The sequence below is a fragment of the Celeribacter marinus genome, assembly GCF_001308265.1.
Taxonomy (GTDB): Bacteria; Pseudomonadota; Alphaproteobacteria; order Rhodobacterales; family Rhodobacteraceae; genus Celeribacter; species Celeribacter marinus.
The window spans coordinates 1,351,854-1,366,022 of record NZ_CP012023.1; the positions used below are offsets into that span (position 1 = coordinate 1,351,854).

Here is a 14,169-nt window from a genome sequence, read left to right on the forward strand (position 1 = left end):
CACCTCTATTGCTGACGGCCTATGTGCCGCCGTGGGATGAGTTGGTCGATAATCGGAGAATGGAGAGAGGGCAGCGCTTGGCTGCCCTCTGACGTAAAGCGCTAGCTTAGTAGCCGGCGGCTTCCATTGCATCGGTAGTGATCGCTTGAGCTTTCGCAAGAGCTTCTTCAACGGTTTGTTGACCAGCGTAAGCTGCCGAGAATTCTTGGCTCACATCAGTAGCGATGCCTGCGAATTCTGGGATCGCCGCAAACTGAACACCAACATATGGTGACGGCTCAACGGTCGAGTTGTTCGGATCAGCCGACAGGATCGAGTCCAGTGTCTTTTGAGCGAATGGAACAGCTTGGTAGTTGGGGTTTTCGTAGAGCGATGTACGTGCGCCCGGAGGAACGTTTGCCCAACCTTCGTTTGCGGCTACGAGATCGATGTAGGATTTAGACGTTGCCCACTCGACGAACTCTACAGCTGCGTCTTGTTTCTGAGTGCCGGCAGGAATTGCCAGTGCCCATGCCCAGAGCCAGTTCGAGCGTTTGCCCAAACCAGTGTCGGGTGCCAGTGCGAAACCAACGCTATCTGCAACAGTTGAGTCGTCAGGGTTTGTCACAAAGGAGGCCGCAACAGTTGCGTCGATCCACATGCCACATTTGCCTTGTTGGAAGAGCGACAGGTTTTCGTTGAAACCGTTAGTCGCGTAACCAGCAGGACCAGACTCGTCCATCATGCCTTTGTAGAAGTTCAGCGTATCAGCCCAAGGCTGCGTGTCGAACTGTGCTTTCCAGTCCATGTCGAACCAGCGCGCACCGAAGGAGTTGGACATAGCTGTGATGAAAGCACCGCCCTCACCCCAACCCGCTTTGCCGCGAAGGCAAATACCGTTGATTTCGGCGTCACGGTCGGTCATCGCTGCAGCGGCTTCGCGGATGAAGTCCCAAGTTGGCGCGTCAGGCATTTCAAGACCGGCAGCTTCCATCAGGTCGGTGCGGTACATGATCATCGAAGATTCGCCGTAAAACGGTGCCGCGAAAAGCGTACCGTCGTGGGACAGGCCACCAGCCATTGCGGGCAAAATATCGTCAACGTCATACTCTTCGGACAGGTTGTCCAATGGGACCAACCAACCGTTTGCGCCCCAGATAGGCGTTTCGTACATGCCGATGGTCATGATGTCGAACGCGCCACCTTTGGTGGAGATGTCCGTTGTCACGCGCTGGCGCAGAACGTTTTCTTCCAAAGTGACCCACTCAACAGTGTGGCCTGTTTTGGCTGTGAAATCATCTGTCAGACCCTGCATGCGGATCATGTCGCCGTTGTTCACAGTTGCGATTGTCAGAGTTTCGGCTTGTGCGGTCAAAGCAACAGCAGACAGAGCCGTGGCGCCCATAAGGACGCGGATAGTTGTATTCATGGTTTCCTCCCGTTGGACGGTGAGCAATTGCTCAGCCGTTGAACAAATATTCACCCGAGGACATGATTCTTGTCAAGGTGATTCAACGCCATTTTTTTCAGGCAAATAAAAAGTTAATTATTTATAAGAGCTTGCGCCGTAATTTCGTCTGTCACCAGATCAGAAATTAGCCCGCCGCGCAGGGCCGCGCGGATTGCCGACAACTTTTTCGCACCGCCGCCGATACAAATCACGCGCATATGGGAGACGTCAGGCAGCAATCCGACCATCTGCCGGATGACCGGATGATCAATCATTTGGCCATTTTCGTCGAACATGTGACTGCAAATTTCGCCCGCCGCCCCTAGCGCCTGAACTTCGCTAAGCTGCTGCGCCGAGATGAACCCGTCGACGAAAAGCGGTGCATCGTTCCCCATCTGCCCAACGCCGACAATCGCCGTACTCGCTTGTTTGGCCAGTGCGCGCGCCGCGCTCACATGCGGCAATGACAGGTAGAGATCCATCTCGGCGTCATTACGCGCCAAAACGGGGACTGACATTGGATAGTGAGGTGCATTGACCTTTTCCGCGAGCCGCATAATCACCTCGTAAAACGAGGCAGATCCATCGGGCGAAACGTTCCCGATCAGCGAGGTAAGTTTGTGATGCGAGCCGTCGACGGCCTGCATCTGATCCACGACCATACTCAGGGTCCGCCCTGTCCCCAGTGCAATCACCTGTGGATCAACATCCTCAAGAATGCGCTCAACGAACGGCGCGGCAAAGGTTGCAATTCCAATACTGGGGTCGACGGAGTCACCTGCATTGGGGGCCACGCGCACCGAATTCAATGCAAACCGGCTCTTTAATGCCCGCTCTAATTCGAGACATTCCGCGATCGGATGATCAATGCGCACGCGTATCAACCCTTCGGCTCCGGCTCGCGCGACGAGGCGCTGCGCCCGTTGGCGCGAAATTCCCAGCTCTTGGGCAATCTGATCTTGTGTCATGCCGCCGACATACGACATCCACGCCGCCCGTGCCGCTAACCCGCGGTTAGAGCGTTCACCATCGTCTGTGTTTACCTGCGCCATGTTATGTGGCCTCGCCCGTTAGTTCGGGCGCAATCTGAAATAATTCGTCGAAATGTGCAAACACACGGTGTGGCTGCGCCGTCTCGTCGATCGGAAGTTCAAGACCTATCAAGTGGCTGCCCCCCACAAACCGCCAAACCGTCATCCCCGCCGAAAGCCCCGCACGAACACCCGCCAAAGAATCCTCAATCACCAGACACCGCGAGGGTTCAACGCCAAATCGTTTGGCTACATGCAAGAACAAATCGGGTGCAGGTTTGCCACGCGCAACCTCAGATGCCGTATTAGAACGTCCCTCGAAAAAGGCGGTAAGTCCGACCATTTCCAATGAGCTTTTGAGGCGCACGGGACTAGAACTTGTTGCGACACAATAGGGCGTGCGGATGCCGTCAAGAACCGCCTTAATACCAGGCATGGCCGTGAGTTTTTGCTCAAACGCTGCCAATAAACGGGCGCGATAATCCGCCTCGAACCCCTCCGGCAAAACAACCCCAAACTCGTCACGAATTTGCTGCAAGACCACAGGATAACTACGCCCTAAAAAGTGCCGCGCAACATATGCGCCGTCGACATGGACATCGTAATGTTTCAACTCGGCGATCAACATTTGCGCTGAAATCACTTCGCTATCAACGATCACGCCGTCGAAATCAAAAATCACCAAATCGAAATCAGCCATAGCCCCGCCTTTGCATCGCGTCAGTGGATGGTCTGCACTATAATCGGCGCGACCGCGACCGTTATGCGCGAGGAGCAAAGGGTTTCCAAGGCGTAGTTACGCATCTCGTCAATTCTCTCCAATGGGTCTATACCTGTCTTCAACGCATTTTTGAGTGAGTTTTTAGCTATGATCGATCTAGAATCCGACACCCTGACATGTGACGTATTGATTGTTGGTGGCGGCCCTGCGGGATTGGCCACCGCGCATACCCTTGCGCCTCACGCCAAAACAATTGTCATCCATCAAGATCGCGAAATCGGCAAACCCGTGCGCACCTCCGGCGGGACATGGGTGGCTGACATGCAGGCTTTGGGTGTTCCACCGCACTTATACCAACAGATTGACGAGTTGATGTTTCGCTCTGACAATCGCGAGGTCATCCAACCGCTGGCACAACGTAAATGCGCCGTATTGGACATCACGGGGACGTATCAATGGCTCGCTGATCTGGCGCGCGGCGCAGGTGCCGAGGTCTATACAGATACCAAATTCATGCAGACCGAAGAAACAGATGATGGGTTCGTTTCTACCATTCGGTCGAGGTCCATCACGGCCTCTCGCATAAAGTCTCGTTTCATTGTTGATGCCTCCGGGACGCCGCATGCAGTTTTGTCCAATTTGGGATTGGTGGAAAAGCCCGACCGTGTTGGTGTTGGCATCGAGCATGAGTTCGAAATCAAATCAGCGCCTAAAAACCGCGCTGTTTTATTTGTCGGACAAGCCGTCAAATCAGGATACGGGTGGATTTTCCCTGCGCCAAACAACCATATCCGCATCGGGGTCGGCATCATCCAACCCGACAGCGACCTGTCTCCGCGCGACATCTACAACAGCGTTGTGACACCCGAATTTCTGGAAAGTTACGGCCTTGAACTCGGGCCGCTCGTGCAAGTCAATGCTGGGATTATCCCCTCCGTGCCTTACGATCCCAAGTTGGTATTCGGCAATGTCATCCGCGTTGGTGATACCGCCAACTTCGCGACACCCACAGTAGGCGAAGGCATCCGAATCGCGATCAAGTTCGGTCGCATTTTAGGTGAACGATTGGGCGAGGCGATTGCCCAAGGGTGCCGCGCGCCATTGGTGCGCTACGAATTGGAATGCCGCAAAGACTTAAAACGCAATTACAGTTTCGGCTTTACCGCAAATGAGCGGATCGCCACATATGACGCCGCAGATTGGGATCGAAGCCTTGACCGCCTTTCACGCCTTGATGAAGCCGAAGTAGTCTCGCTCGTGAAAAGTGAGTTCACCGCAAGGATGATGCTCAAGGCCGCATGGAAACAAGTACGCCATAAGGTGTTCGACTGACGCCCCACATGGTGCGCTGAACAACGCTCACCGCATCATAGCTTCGACTTTGATAGCTTTAGTAGCACTACGCATTTTCAAACGAGCCAGATGATGGATGGCTCGAGCAATGCGGGCACAGCTACACAAATCCAGATCGACAGTGCAAGACACTGAGAGTTAAACCTTATGTTAGAGGTTTCGATTGTAAGCATGCAGCAACCTTAAATTAGGATCTCAGCATGTTTCACTTTCGCCAATCCAAAATCGCTCCAACGCCCCACGATGCCCCCATAGCGGCCCTGAGCCGCTCAATGGCTGTTGTCTGGTTTGACCTAGAGGGCACGATTTCGGACGCAAGTGAGCCGTTTTGCAAAACAATGGGGTACACCCGAGACGAGATCGTAGGGCACCATCATTCGATGTTTTTGTTTCCACAAGATGCAAACTCGGCAGTGTACCGGCAGTTTTGGAGCGAACTGGCGGGCGGACAAGCACAGCAACGCACCTTTGCGCGCCGCCACAAATCTGGAGACCGGTTGTTTATTGAGGCCTCGTACGTACCGATTTGTGATGCAGACGGCACCGTCACAGGCGTTGTAAAAGTCGCGACAGATGTGACAAAATCCGCAACCGATGCATCACGCGCGACTTCAATAATTACCGCAATTCATCGATCAACAGCAGTCATCGAATTCACCTGTGATGGGTACATCACCGCCGCTAACGACAATTTCCTGAACCTGATGGGGTACACTCTTGACGAGGTGCGGGCGAAACACCATTCGATTTTCATCCACGACGATGAGAAAAACGACCCGTCATACGTTGCATTTTGGGACAAGCTAAAAGCTGGTATTTTTCAAGAATCAGAATTCACGCGGCGCGCGAAAGACGGCTCTGACATCTATATCCGGGCGTCCTACAACCCAATTTTTAACTCAAATGGTGACGTACAAGGCATCGTGAAGATTGCTACCGACATTACCGACGAAACGGTACGCAGGCTCGACATTGCAGGCCAAATGGCAGCCATTGATCGATCCGAGGGCATCATCGAGTTTTCACCCGAGGGTATTATCCTACAGGCAAATACGAATTTTCAAAACGCCATGGGATACACAGAGGCGGAAATCTTAGGGAAGCATCATTCGATGTTTGTGACTGCTCAGGAGCGCGATTCCGCAGACTATGCAGCCTTTTGGAAGAGCCTGAATGACGGCGACTTTCAAACACGTGAATTCCACCGTGTTGCAAAAGATGGCCATGACGTATTCATTCATGCAACCTACAATCCGATTTTAAACTCGAAAGGCCGCGTGACAAAGGTTGTAAAATTCGCAACCGATGTCACGCCGCAAAAAACAGCGATCAACGAGTTCCAAAACGCAGTGGCACGCTTGCGAGACGGCGATCTGACTGTACATTTACCTCATGAGATGCCCGGCGAATTGGAACATTTGCGCAATGATTTCAACGACACGATCAAACGCCTCTCCACCCTCATCAGTCAGATCACGGTTGGAACAGGCCACATGCACAATGAGGTCGAAAGCATCGCGGCGTCTTCCACAAATTTGGGACAACGCACAGAACGCCAAGCCGCCGCACTTGTTCAAACGGCATCGGCGATTACGGAAATGACCGAGTCTGTCGATATGGCGGCCAAACGCGCCAAAGATTCAGCCGAAACAGCATCGCGGGCGCACACCCGATCGAGCGAGGGTAAACATCTTGTCGATCAAACGGTCAAAGCAATGGCAGATATCGAAACCAGCTCTCAAGCAATCTCAAAAATCACTTCGGTCATCGACGACATTGCCTTTCAAACAAACCTGCTTGCCTTGAACGCAGGCGTCGAAGCAGCACGCGCGGGCGAGAGCGGTCGCGGCTTTGCCGTTGTGGCCTCCGAGGTGCGCGCACTGGCACAGCGCTCATCCGATGCTGCGCGTGAAATTGCGCGTTTGATCGAGACATCCGGAAAACAAGTAGAGTCCGGCGTCGGTTTGGCGAATGAATCTGGTGCGGCACTCACGGACATTGAAAGCCTGATCACGGCCGTAAACACCTTGGTACAAGACATCGCGACCTCCGCGTCGGAGCAGTCCATCGGGCTTTCAGAGATCAATGCCTCGGTCCATCAGCTCGATCAGGTCACGCAGCAAAACGCAGCCATGTTTGAAGAAAGCTCTGCCGCGGTCACCGTCCTCACACAACAGGCCCGCACACTAAATGATGAGGCAAATTACTTTAGGCTCTAGTCAAGATTGTGCGCCATACAAAGCGCCACGTTCAGGGGTAGATTTTCCGCATATTGATCACACAGTCGGGTTAGATGCGCCCAAAGTCCTCACCGGCCGCCCCCTGTCGATCTGCCTAATACTGGTCCCATCTTGTGTTCGTGTGTTGGCACCGGCGTCAACACCATCTTGCGCGCGGCCCAAGAACAGGGTTTGATGCCCGTATAGGCCGTGGATGCGGCATTGGGCGCAGAGACAAACTGTGGCTCGTGCAGTCCCAAAATTGCGGCCCTTTTGACAGAAATTTCCGAAAAGGACGCCGCAGAGTGACACTCGCCTCTCACGTGCGCACCTTGGGCCGAGGCCCGGGTCGCTCCCGCTCTCTTACCCAAAGCGAGGCCCATGAGGCCATGACCCAAATGCTATCGGGAGACGCCGCCCCTGAAAGCATCGGCGCGCTTTTGATGCTCTTGCGTATGAAGGGCGAGGTTGCGGACGAGATCGCAGGATTTGTTGCGGCCGCACAGGATAATCTACCCGCACTGCCCTCCATCGATCTTGATTGGTCAAGCTATGCGGCGGGCCGCACACGCGGTTTGCCATGGCTTTTACTTTCCGCCAAACTCGTTGCCATGAACGGTCACCGCGTTTTGATCCATGGGTGGAATGGCGCAGATCCGGCTATTCGCACCGGACTTGCGGATGCCGAAATACCCTTGGTCGAGTATATGAACGATATTGCTCCCGCACTTGACGCGCACTCTATAGCCTATGCCCCTCTCGAAATCCTACATCCTGCGCTGTTCCACCTTTTAGGGCTACGTGAGAAATTCGGGCTGCGTTCATGTATCAATACAGTGTGCCGCATGCTCAACCCTGCGCGCGCTGCTGCCAGTGTCCAAGGCGTATTCCATCCACCTTACCGAGAGTTGCAACAAGATGCCGCGGCAAAACTGGGTTGGAGAAACCTGACGATTATTAAGGGTGGCGGCGGAGAGTTTGAACGCACACCATCCAAGCCCGTGGCGGGGTTCGGCCTGCGCGAGCATTTAATGTGGGAGCAGAACTTTGCACCACTGATCACCGAAACCACGCGTTTGAGCGATGGCCCAGCCTCAGACACCACGTTGCGCGGGCTGTGGGATGGATCCACAACTGACATGTTCGCGCAAAATATCGTCATTGGTACGGCGGCTTTGGCGCTGGACACATTGGGCGATGGTGACGCATTAAACACGGCGCACTCCCTATGGGACGCGCGCCGTGCAAGGTGATGCTAGAGCGTGGGAAGCCACACAGATGTCCCACCACCTGCACGTTGCGCAATAGTCTGGCGCACTATGCAGATGTGCGCCGCACAATCTCAAACCCGATATCTGTGACTGATTTGGGTCGCTGCGTGCCATTGATACGCGCCAGCAATGCCTCAGCGGTAACATGACCAAGGCGCGTGCGATCAATCGCTACGGTGGTGAGCGACGGCTCGACATCACGCGCAAAGTCCTGATCGCCAAATCCCATGATTGAGATACCTTGAGGAACAGGTATACCGCGAGCCTGCGCCTCGATGAGTGCGCCTTGTGCCAGTAAATCCGAACTGCAAAAAACCGCGCCTGACGTGAGGCCATGGTTCTCGATAAGATCACTCAGCGCATCCCTACCTGCCCGAATACTTGCAGGGCCACCCGTATTTGACTCTGCAACGTGCCCTTTGCTTAGATACTCAAACCTATTGGCAAATGCCGATTGCCGCCGAACGGCCCGTTCGTCTTTCGCCGTAATAGTCGCAGCACGCGTGTTGCCCTGTTCGAACAAAAATTCTGCGGCGCGCCGCCCCGCCTCGACGTGATCAAAGCCTACGCACATATCGACCGGACTATCGGTAATATCCCAAACTTCCACAATCGGGATGCCCGCACCCAATAGCATTTGACGTGCGCGCGCGCTGTGATGGATGCCCGTCAACAAAATCGCATCAGGGCGGCGCGACAAGTGAGTTGCCACAAGCGCTTCTTCGGCTTCTGGTTCAAAGCCCGTTTCAGACAATAGAATTTGGTAGCCGTGTTCGCGCAGCTTCTCTGAAAAGGCCGTAATAAAAGTCGCATAAACGATATTTGTAAGAGACGGGATGAGTGCCGATATCAAGTTGGATTTCTTGGACGCCAAAGCACCCGCAAGTGCATTCGGGACAAATCCCGTCACCTTGATAGCGTCATTGATCCTAAGCAGCGTCTGGGCGGAAACTTTGTCCGGATGAGACAAAGCACGCGACACCGTAACCTGCGACACGCCAGCCAGTCGCCCGACCGCCGCCATCGTTACCTGACGTTTGCCGTCCTTCTTAAACTCATTGTTTTCCATGACACCCATAATCGAAAATCACACGTGCGCTTACAAGCACTAATGCGACACGTCTTGATTGCGCGCTCTACGGCTTAGGAGAGTCGAGCCAACCAATGAGCCAAGAATCAAAACCCAAAGCACGCCCGCAATCCAGCTTTTGGTAAAAAAGATCGATAGATCCCCAAAGGATTCCAAACTTTTCACGAAATACACTTCTGCGGACGGGCCAAGTATGAACCCGATGATGAACGGTGCGATTTCCAGCCGCAGCTTTGTCGCGAGCCATCCGAAAACGCCAAAAATCAAAAGTGTCCAAACGTCGAACATGATGCCGTAGTTAATCGTGTAAGCACCGATAACACACATCATAAGAATGATCGGAAATAGCAAGTGTTTTGGAACGGTGACAACAAGCGCAAAGTAGCGAATTGCGAAATACATCAAAACGAACATAGCAATGTTGGCGATCAGCATCGCGAATATGATGGCGTTCCACGTATCAGGACTATTGCCAATAAACAGGGGGCCAACCTGAATACCTTGTAATGTGAAGGCCCCAATCAATAGTGCCGTTGTGCTATCACCAGGAATGCCCAAAGACAAAAGTGGGACAAGCGCGCCTCCAGTCAGTCCATTGTTCCCACTTTCGGACGCAATAATCCCGGCTGGCTCTCCCTTGCCAAAGTTTTTTGCGTTTTTAGAAAACGTCTTTGCGTTAGAATATGCGAGGATCGAGGCGGCTGATCCGCCCACACCGGGCAAAATACCAACAAACGTTCCAATAAGCGATGAACGCACCAAGTTAGTTCCCTGACCTTTGAACACCGAAAACTTGAACCGTGACTGTTTGCCAACTTTTAACTCGTCCGCCGTGTGCCCCTTTGGTACGCCCAGTTCGGCTTGATCAAGGATCGCGGCAAGACCGAACAGACCAATGAGGACGGGCAAAAGGGAGAACCCGCTATCAAGCCAATACTCCATACCCGGCGGGATCAACCGGTGCTTTCCGTTGCCCCCGTCCGATATGTCATACACACCAATCAGCGCAACAAAGACACCAAGAACGCCAGAAAATATCCCCAACAGCAGATCCGTCGAAAGCGCCGCCATAACCGTAAGCGCAAACAAAATGATCAAGAACTTTTCCACATAGGAGAACTTAATTGCAAAATCAGCCAGCGTAGGAGCAAACAAATACAGCACAAAGAGCGAGATCAAGCCACCGACAAGAGACGCGACGATACCGATCCGCAAGGCCGCTTCTCCCTCGCCTCTCTTGGCCATCGGGAACCCGTCGAATGTGGTAGTAATGGAACTTGGGGTTCCCGGAATCCCAAGCAAGATTGCCGGAACCAGCCCGCCCGAGATGCCGCCCACATACAAGCCCAACAATAAGGCAAGCCCGTTTTCAAGGCCAAGCGAGTATGTCAGCGGCAAACAGATCGCAACGGCCATCGTTGCCGTCATGCCGGGAATGGCGCCAAAAATGATGCCAACCGTTGTGCCGCCAACGATCAAAGCCAGAAACATCGGTGTGATAAATTCAATCATGAGCGCATCTCAAGGCAATGTGAGGTAAAAAGGATTGGTGAACAGCCACCAGACACATGTCGGCCCTACGATTGCGATCAGGGCCAGAACACCCAATGCGCGTTTTGGACGGTCGTGCATAAACAAAGCTCCTACGCAAAAGACGAACGGAACAGAGCAGAGCAAAAAGCCCATGCCGGTATTTGGCCACACGTTGCCCACAGGAACCATGCATGAAAAATACATCAGCGTAAGAGCTATCGCCCCGAAAAAACGAGGCTTGTCCATCCGGTTCAGTGTGATGCGCCACGTCTGTCCCGCATTCAAAATGCGTTTGCGGTCGCGCAGCAATATCGTCAGCAACAGCAGCCCAAGGACAGTCGCAACCAGCCGCGGGAATAGTAAGTGTGACTGCTCGAAATCAATCACCACTTTTGTCAGGTCGCCCATAGTGCTTTCCTCCCAACACTGACGTTTGTCTCACGCACATGCCCGATATCGCGTTCAAACAATATCGGGCACGCGGGGAGTATTGGTCTATTTGCCTGCGATGTCGGCAATCACCTTTGCATAGGTGTCGCGCTTTGCCGTCAGGTGAGCAAGCGCTTCATCCGATGGAAGGAAGTTGGGGATAAAGAAGCTTTCTTTTTGACGTGTCTGGATGTCACCCGCGCTGTAAATTGCGGTGAGCGCCTCATCAATTTGCGCGATGATTGCAGGATCCATATCCTTGTTGAACAAAAAGAAGAACTCTTTGTCGAAGGTAAAGTCCTGTGCGCCGTCCAATGTCACAGAGGTCATTGGGGATGCATATTGCAGCATGTCATCGCGTGTTGTGCCGCCCATACCTGCCTCTGGCGCTTGTTTGAGCGTAGCATCGCGCGCGGTGATCCACGTAAACCGCATGCCTTTGTTATCGTCGTCACAAAGCGCGTATATTGCTCGTTGGCTTGGACAGAGCCGTTAATCACATCGGCCAGATCGTCCCACATCGCTTGGTTTTTATCAGATTGCGAGCCGGTGTTTACAGCCACGAGATTGGCCTCCGATCCGGGCGCACGCACTTTTGCCGCGTTTTTCATTGCGGAAAACCCGATTTCAGATACGCCACCTGGCTGAATAGCGACACGGACGCGGTCACCGTTCGCAGCGGCACTCAAAATGTCTTCCATCGTTTGGTAGGGGCTATCAGATGCCACGAGGTAGGCGTTTCCGGGGTTGATCGCAACAGTTGGACCAACGGTATAACTGGCGAACGGATCGTCATAACCTTCGCGACCATACAGGTTCCCCAAATACGCCTGGTCATGGAAAATCATGATGGTTGAGCCACGGCTGTCACGGCTTAGTGCCTTGAATGCCTCGGTAGAGCCAACCGCATCAACCTTAATATTGATGCCCAGTTGCTCTGAAAGCGCCTCTGCGACGATCGCCGAGTTTTGGTAAGTATCGCCGCCAGTGGACGTTGATCCGATGACCATACGAACATTGCGCGGCAACTCTTGCGCGTAGGATGCAACGGGGGCTACGAGTGCAATCGCGGCCGTCGCAAGAAGTGTTCTGCGTGTTAGGTTCATAGTTTCCTCCCTATGGCCCCATGTGAGGCCCATTTTAGCTACCGCGAATTTTCCCGCAGTCAAACGCAATGTATGCGCATACTTCAATTACACACACAGACTCTTGTTTCTGTCAACAAATACCTTTTAATTGTCAAAACAGACAATATTTACGCGTATTTAGTTGACGATCCAATATGTACGCGCATACATAAATTCAAACATAGAACCGAATCCTTCGACATCGAGAGACCGCACATGTCTGAAAAAAAACACATCACGCCTGACCAACTGCGTTCAGCTCGGTGGTTCGAACCCGATGATTTACGCAGCTTTGGGCACCGTTCACGGATGATGCAGCTTGGCTATTCTGACGCCGAGTATCGCGGGCGACCCATTATTGGCATCCTCAACACATGGTCCGAACTCAACTCGTGTCATAGCCACTTTCCAGAGCGTGTGCGCGACGTCAAACGCGGCGTCCTACAGGCAGGCGGATTTCCTGTGGAAATGCCCGCCCTATCGGTGGACGAAAGCTTTAACAAACCAACTTCGATGCTGTACCGCAACATGCTGGCCATGGAGACGGAAGAGCAAATTCGTGCGCACCCCCTTGATGGGGTTGTCCTCATGGGGGGATGCGACAAGACCACGCCAGGCTTGGTGATGGGCGCAATCACTGCGGGTATTCCCATGATCTTTCTCCCCGCAGGTCCGATGCTACGCGGGCACTACGCGGGCAAAATCCTCGGCTCCGGTTCAGACGCTTGGAAATACTGGGACGAACGCCGCGCGGGCAACATCACGGACGAAGAATGGCTTGGCGTTCAAGGCGGCATCGCACGCTCCGCCGGTACATGTATGACCATGGGCACCGCATCGACTATGACCGCAATTGCGGATGCAATGGGTCTCACATTGCCCGGTGCATCCTCGATTCCTGCCTCCGATAGCGGACACCAACGCATGGGCGCCGATTGCGGTCGGCGCATTGTTGATATGGTTTGGGAAGACCTCAAACCTTCCGACATTGTGACACCAGCCTCGGTGACGAACGCCGCCAAGGTTGCCATGGCCACGGGATGCTCGACCAACGCAGTTGTCCACCTTATCGCAATGGCGCGCCGCGCCGGTGTTGATTTGACACTTGATGATTTGGATGCGCTTGGCCGCACCACGCCCTTGATCGCAAACGTGCGACCCTCGGGCAAAGACTACCTCATGGAAGATTTCTACTACGCGGGCGGGTTGCGCGCGCTGATGAAACAGATGGAGGCGATGCTCGACACCTCTTGCATCACCGTTACGGGACAGACCTTGGGTGACGGCATTAAGGACGCGCAGGTCTACAATGACGATGTTATTCGCCCCCTTGATAACCCCGTCTACGCCGAAGGCTCGCTTGCACTCTTGCGCGGGAACCTGTGTCCGGATGGGGCCGTAATCAAACCCGCGGCCTGCGACCCCAAGTATTACGAACACGAGGGTCCCGCACTCGTCTTTGACAGCTACCCGGAGATGAAAGCGGCCATTGACGATGAAAATCTAGACGTGACTCCGGATACGGTTTTGGTTCTTCGCAACGCTGGGCCTCAGGGCGGGCCGGGAATGCCGGAATGGGGGATGCTACCGATCCCTAAAGCCCTGATTAAACAAGGGCACCGTGACATGCTGAGGATCTCAGACGCGCGTATGTCAGGGACATCCTATGGCGCCTGTGTGCTTCATGTGGCACCTGAAAGCTTTATCGGCGGGCCGCTTGCGCTTTTGAAAACGGGCGACATTGTCAAGCTGGATTTGCCCAACCGATCGCTGAACATACTTGTCAGCGATGACGAGATCGCCGCACGCAAAGCCGCATGGGTCGCCCCCGAACCACGATATGAGCGCGGCTACGGCTACATGTTCTCGCGCCATGTCACGCAGGCTGATAAGGGATGCGACTTTGACTATCTGGAACGCGATTTTGGTGCCCCCGCGGGCGAACCCGACATTTTTTAAGACGAAC

Annotated in this window: 12 protein-coding genes; 4 read left to right on the forward strand and 8 right to left on the reverse strand. The window is 53.8% G+C overall.

Features of this window, described 5'->3' with window-relative positions:
* Window positions 1-106 precede the first annotated feature (106 nt).
* The 3 genes from IMCC12053_RS06610 to IMCC12053_RS06620 form a co-directional block, all read right to left on the reverse strand.
* Window positions 107-1,408, reverse strand: coding sequence for an ABC transporter substrate-binding protein (locus IMCC12053_RS06610; RefSeq protein ID WP_062217029.1), 1,302 nt, complete (start codon window positions 1,406-1,408; stop codon window positions 107-109).
* A 113-nt stretch (window positions 1,409-1,521) separates the two neighbouring features.
* Window positions 1,522-2,481, reverse strand: a complete 960-nt coding sequence (locus IMCC12053_RS06615) for a sugar-binding transcriptional regulator (RefSeq protein ID WP_062217032.1) — start codon at window positions 2,479-2,481, stop codon at window positions 1,522-1,524.
* A gap of 1 nt (window position 2,482) precedes the next feature.
* Complete coding sequence (locus IMCC12053_RS06620) at window positions 2,483-3,160, reverse strand: HAD family hydrolase (RefSeq protein ID WP_062217035.1); 678 nt, start codon at window positions 3,158-3,160, stop codon at window positions 2,483-2,485.
* Between the two features lie 168 nt (window positions 3,161-3,328).
* Between IMCC12053_RS06620 and IMCC12053_RS06625 the strand changes: the two genes are divergently transcribed.
* The 3 genes from IMCC12053_RS06625 to IMCC12053_RS06635 all read left to right on the forward strand — a co-directional run bounded on the left by IMCC12053_RS06625 (window position 3,329) and on the right by IMCC12053_RS06635 (window position 8,006).
* Window positions 3,329-4,513 (forward strand): NAD(P)/FAD-dependent oxidoreductase, encoded by a 1,185-nt coding sequence (locus IMCC12053_RS06625; protein ID WP_062217038.1) that lies wholly within the window; start codon window positions 3,329-3,331, stop codon window positions 4,511-4,513.
* Between the two features lie 221 nt (window positions 4,514-4,734).
* The gene (locus IMCC12053_RS06630; RefSeq protein WP_062217041.1) at window positions 4,735-6,753 is read left to right on the forward strand and encodes a methyl-accepting chemotaxis protein; all 2,019 of its coding nucleotides are present in this window, start codon (window positions 4,735-4,737) and stop codon (window positions 6,751-6,753) included.
* Between the two features lie 305 nt (window positions 6,754-7,058).
* Complete coding sequence (locus IMCC12053_RS06635; RefSeq protein WP_062217044.1) at window positions 7,059-8,006, forward strand: glycosyl transferase family protein; 948 nt, start codon at window positions 7,059-7,061, stop codon at window positions 8,004-8,006.
* A 64-nt stretch (window positions 8,007-8,070) separates the two neighbouring features.
* Here IMCC12053_RS06635 and IMCC12053_RS06640 read toward each other — a convergent pair whose 3' ends face one another.
* From IMCC12053_RS06640 to IMCC12053_RS06655, 5 genes are all read right to left on the reverse strand, one after another.
* The gene (locus tag IMCC12053_RS06640; RefSeq protein WP_236852562.1) at window positions 8,071-9,093 is read right to left on the reverse strand and encodes a LacI family DNA-binding transcriptional regulator; all 1,023 of its coding nucleotides are present in this window, start codon (window positions 9,091-9,093) and stop codon (window positions 8,071-8,073) included.
* 39 nt (window positions 9,094-9,132) lie between these two features.
* The gene (locus IMCC12053_RS06645) at window positions 9,133-10,626 is read right to left on the reverse strand and encodes a tripartite tricarboxylate transporter permease (protein ID WP_062217048.1); all 1,494 of its coding nucleotides are present in this window, start codon (window positions 10,624-10,626) and stop codon (window positions 9,133-9,135) included.
* A gap of 9 nt (window positions 10,627-10,635) precedes the next feature.
* Window positions 10,636-11,055: a tripartite tricarboxylate transporter TctB family protein gene (locus IMCC12053_RS06650; RefSeq protein WP_062217052.1), complete on the reverse strand. Its 420-nt coding sequence runs from the start codon at window positions 11,053-11,055 to the stop codon at window positions 10,636-10,638.
* Window positions 11,056-11,142: 87 nt separating this feature from the next.
* Complete coding sequence (locus IMCC12053_RS15995; protein WP_205623927.1) at window positions 11,143-11,406, reverse strand: type 2 periplasmic-binding domain-containing protein; 264 nt, start codon at window positions 11,404-11,406, stop codon at window positions 11,143-11,145.
* A complete protein-coding gene (locus IMCC12053_RS06655; protein WP_205623928.1) occupies window positions 11,403-12,182 on the reverse strand; it encodes a hypothetical protein in 780 nt (259 codons plus the stop codon). Before IMCC12053_RS06655 ends, IMCC12053_RS15995 begins: the two co-directional genes overlap by 4 nt.
* 237 nt (window positions 12,183-12,419) lie before the next feature.
* Between IMCC12053_RS06655 and araD the strand changes: the two genes are divergently transcribed.
* The gene (gene araD, locus IMCC12053_RS06660; RefSeq protein WP_205623929.1) at window positions 12,420-14,162 is read left to right on the forward strand and encodes an L-arabinonate dehydratase; all 1,743 of its coding nucleotides are present in this window, start codon (window positions 12,420-12,422) and stop codon (window positions 14,160-14,162) included.
* The last annotated feature ends 7 nt before the right edge of the window (window positions 14,163-14,169 follow it).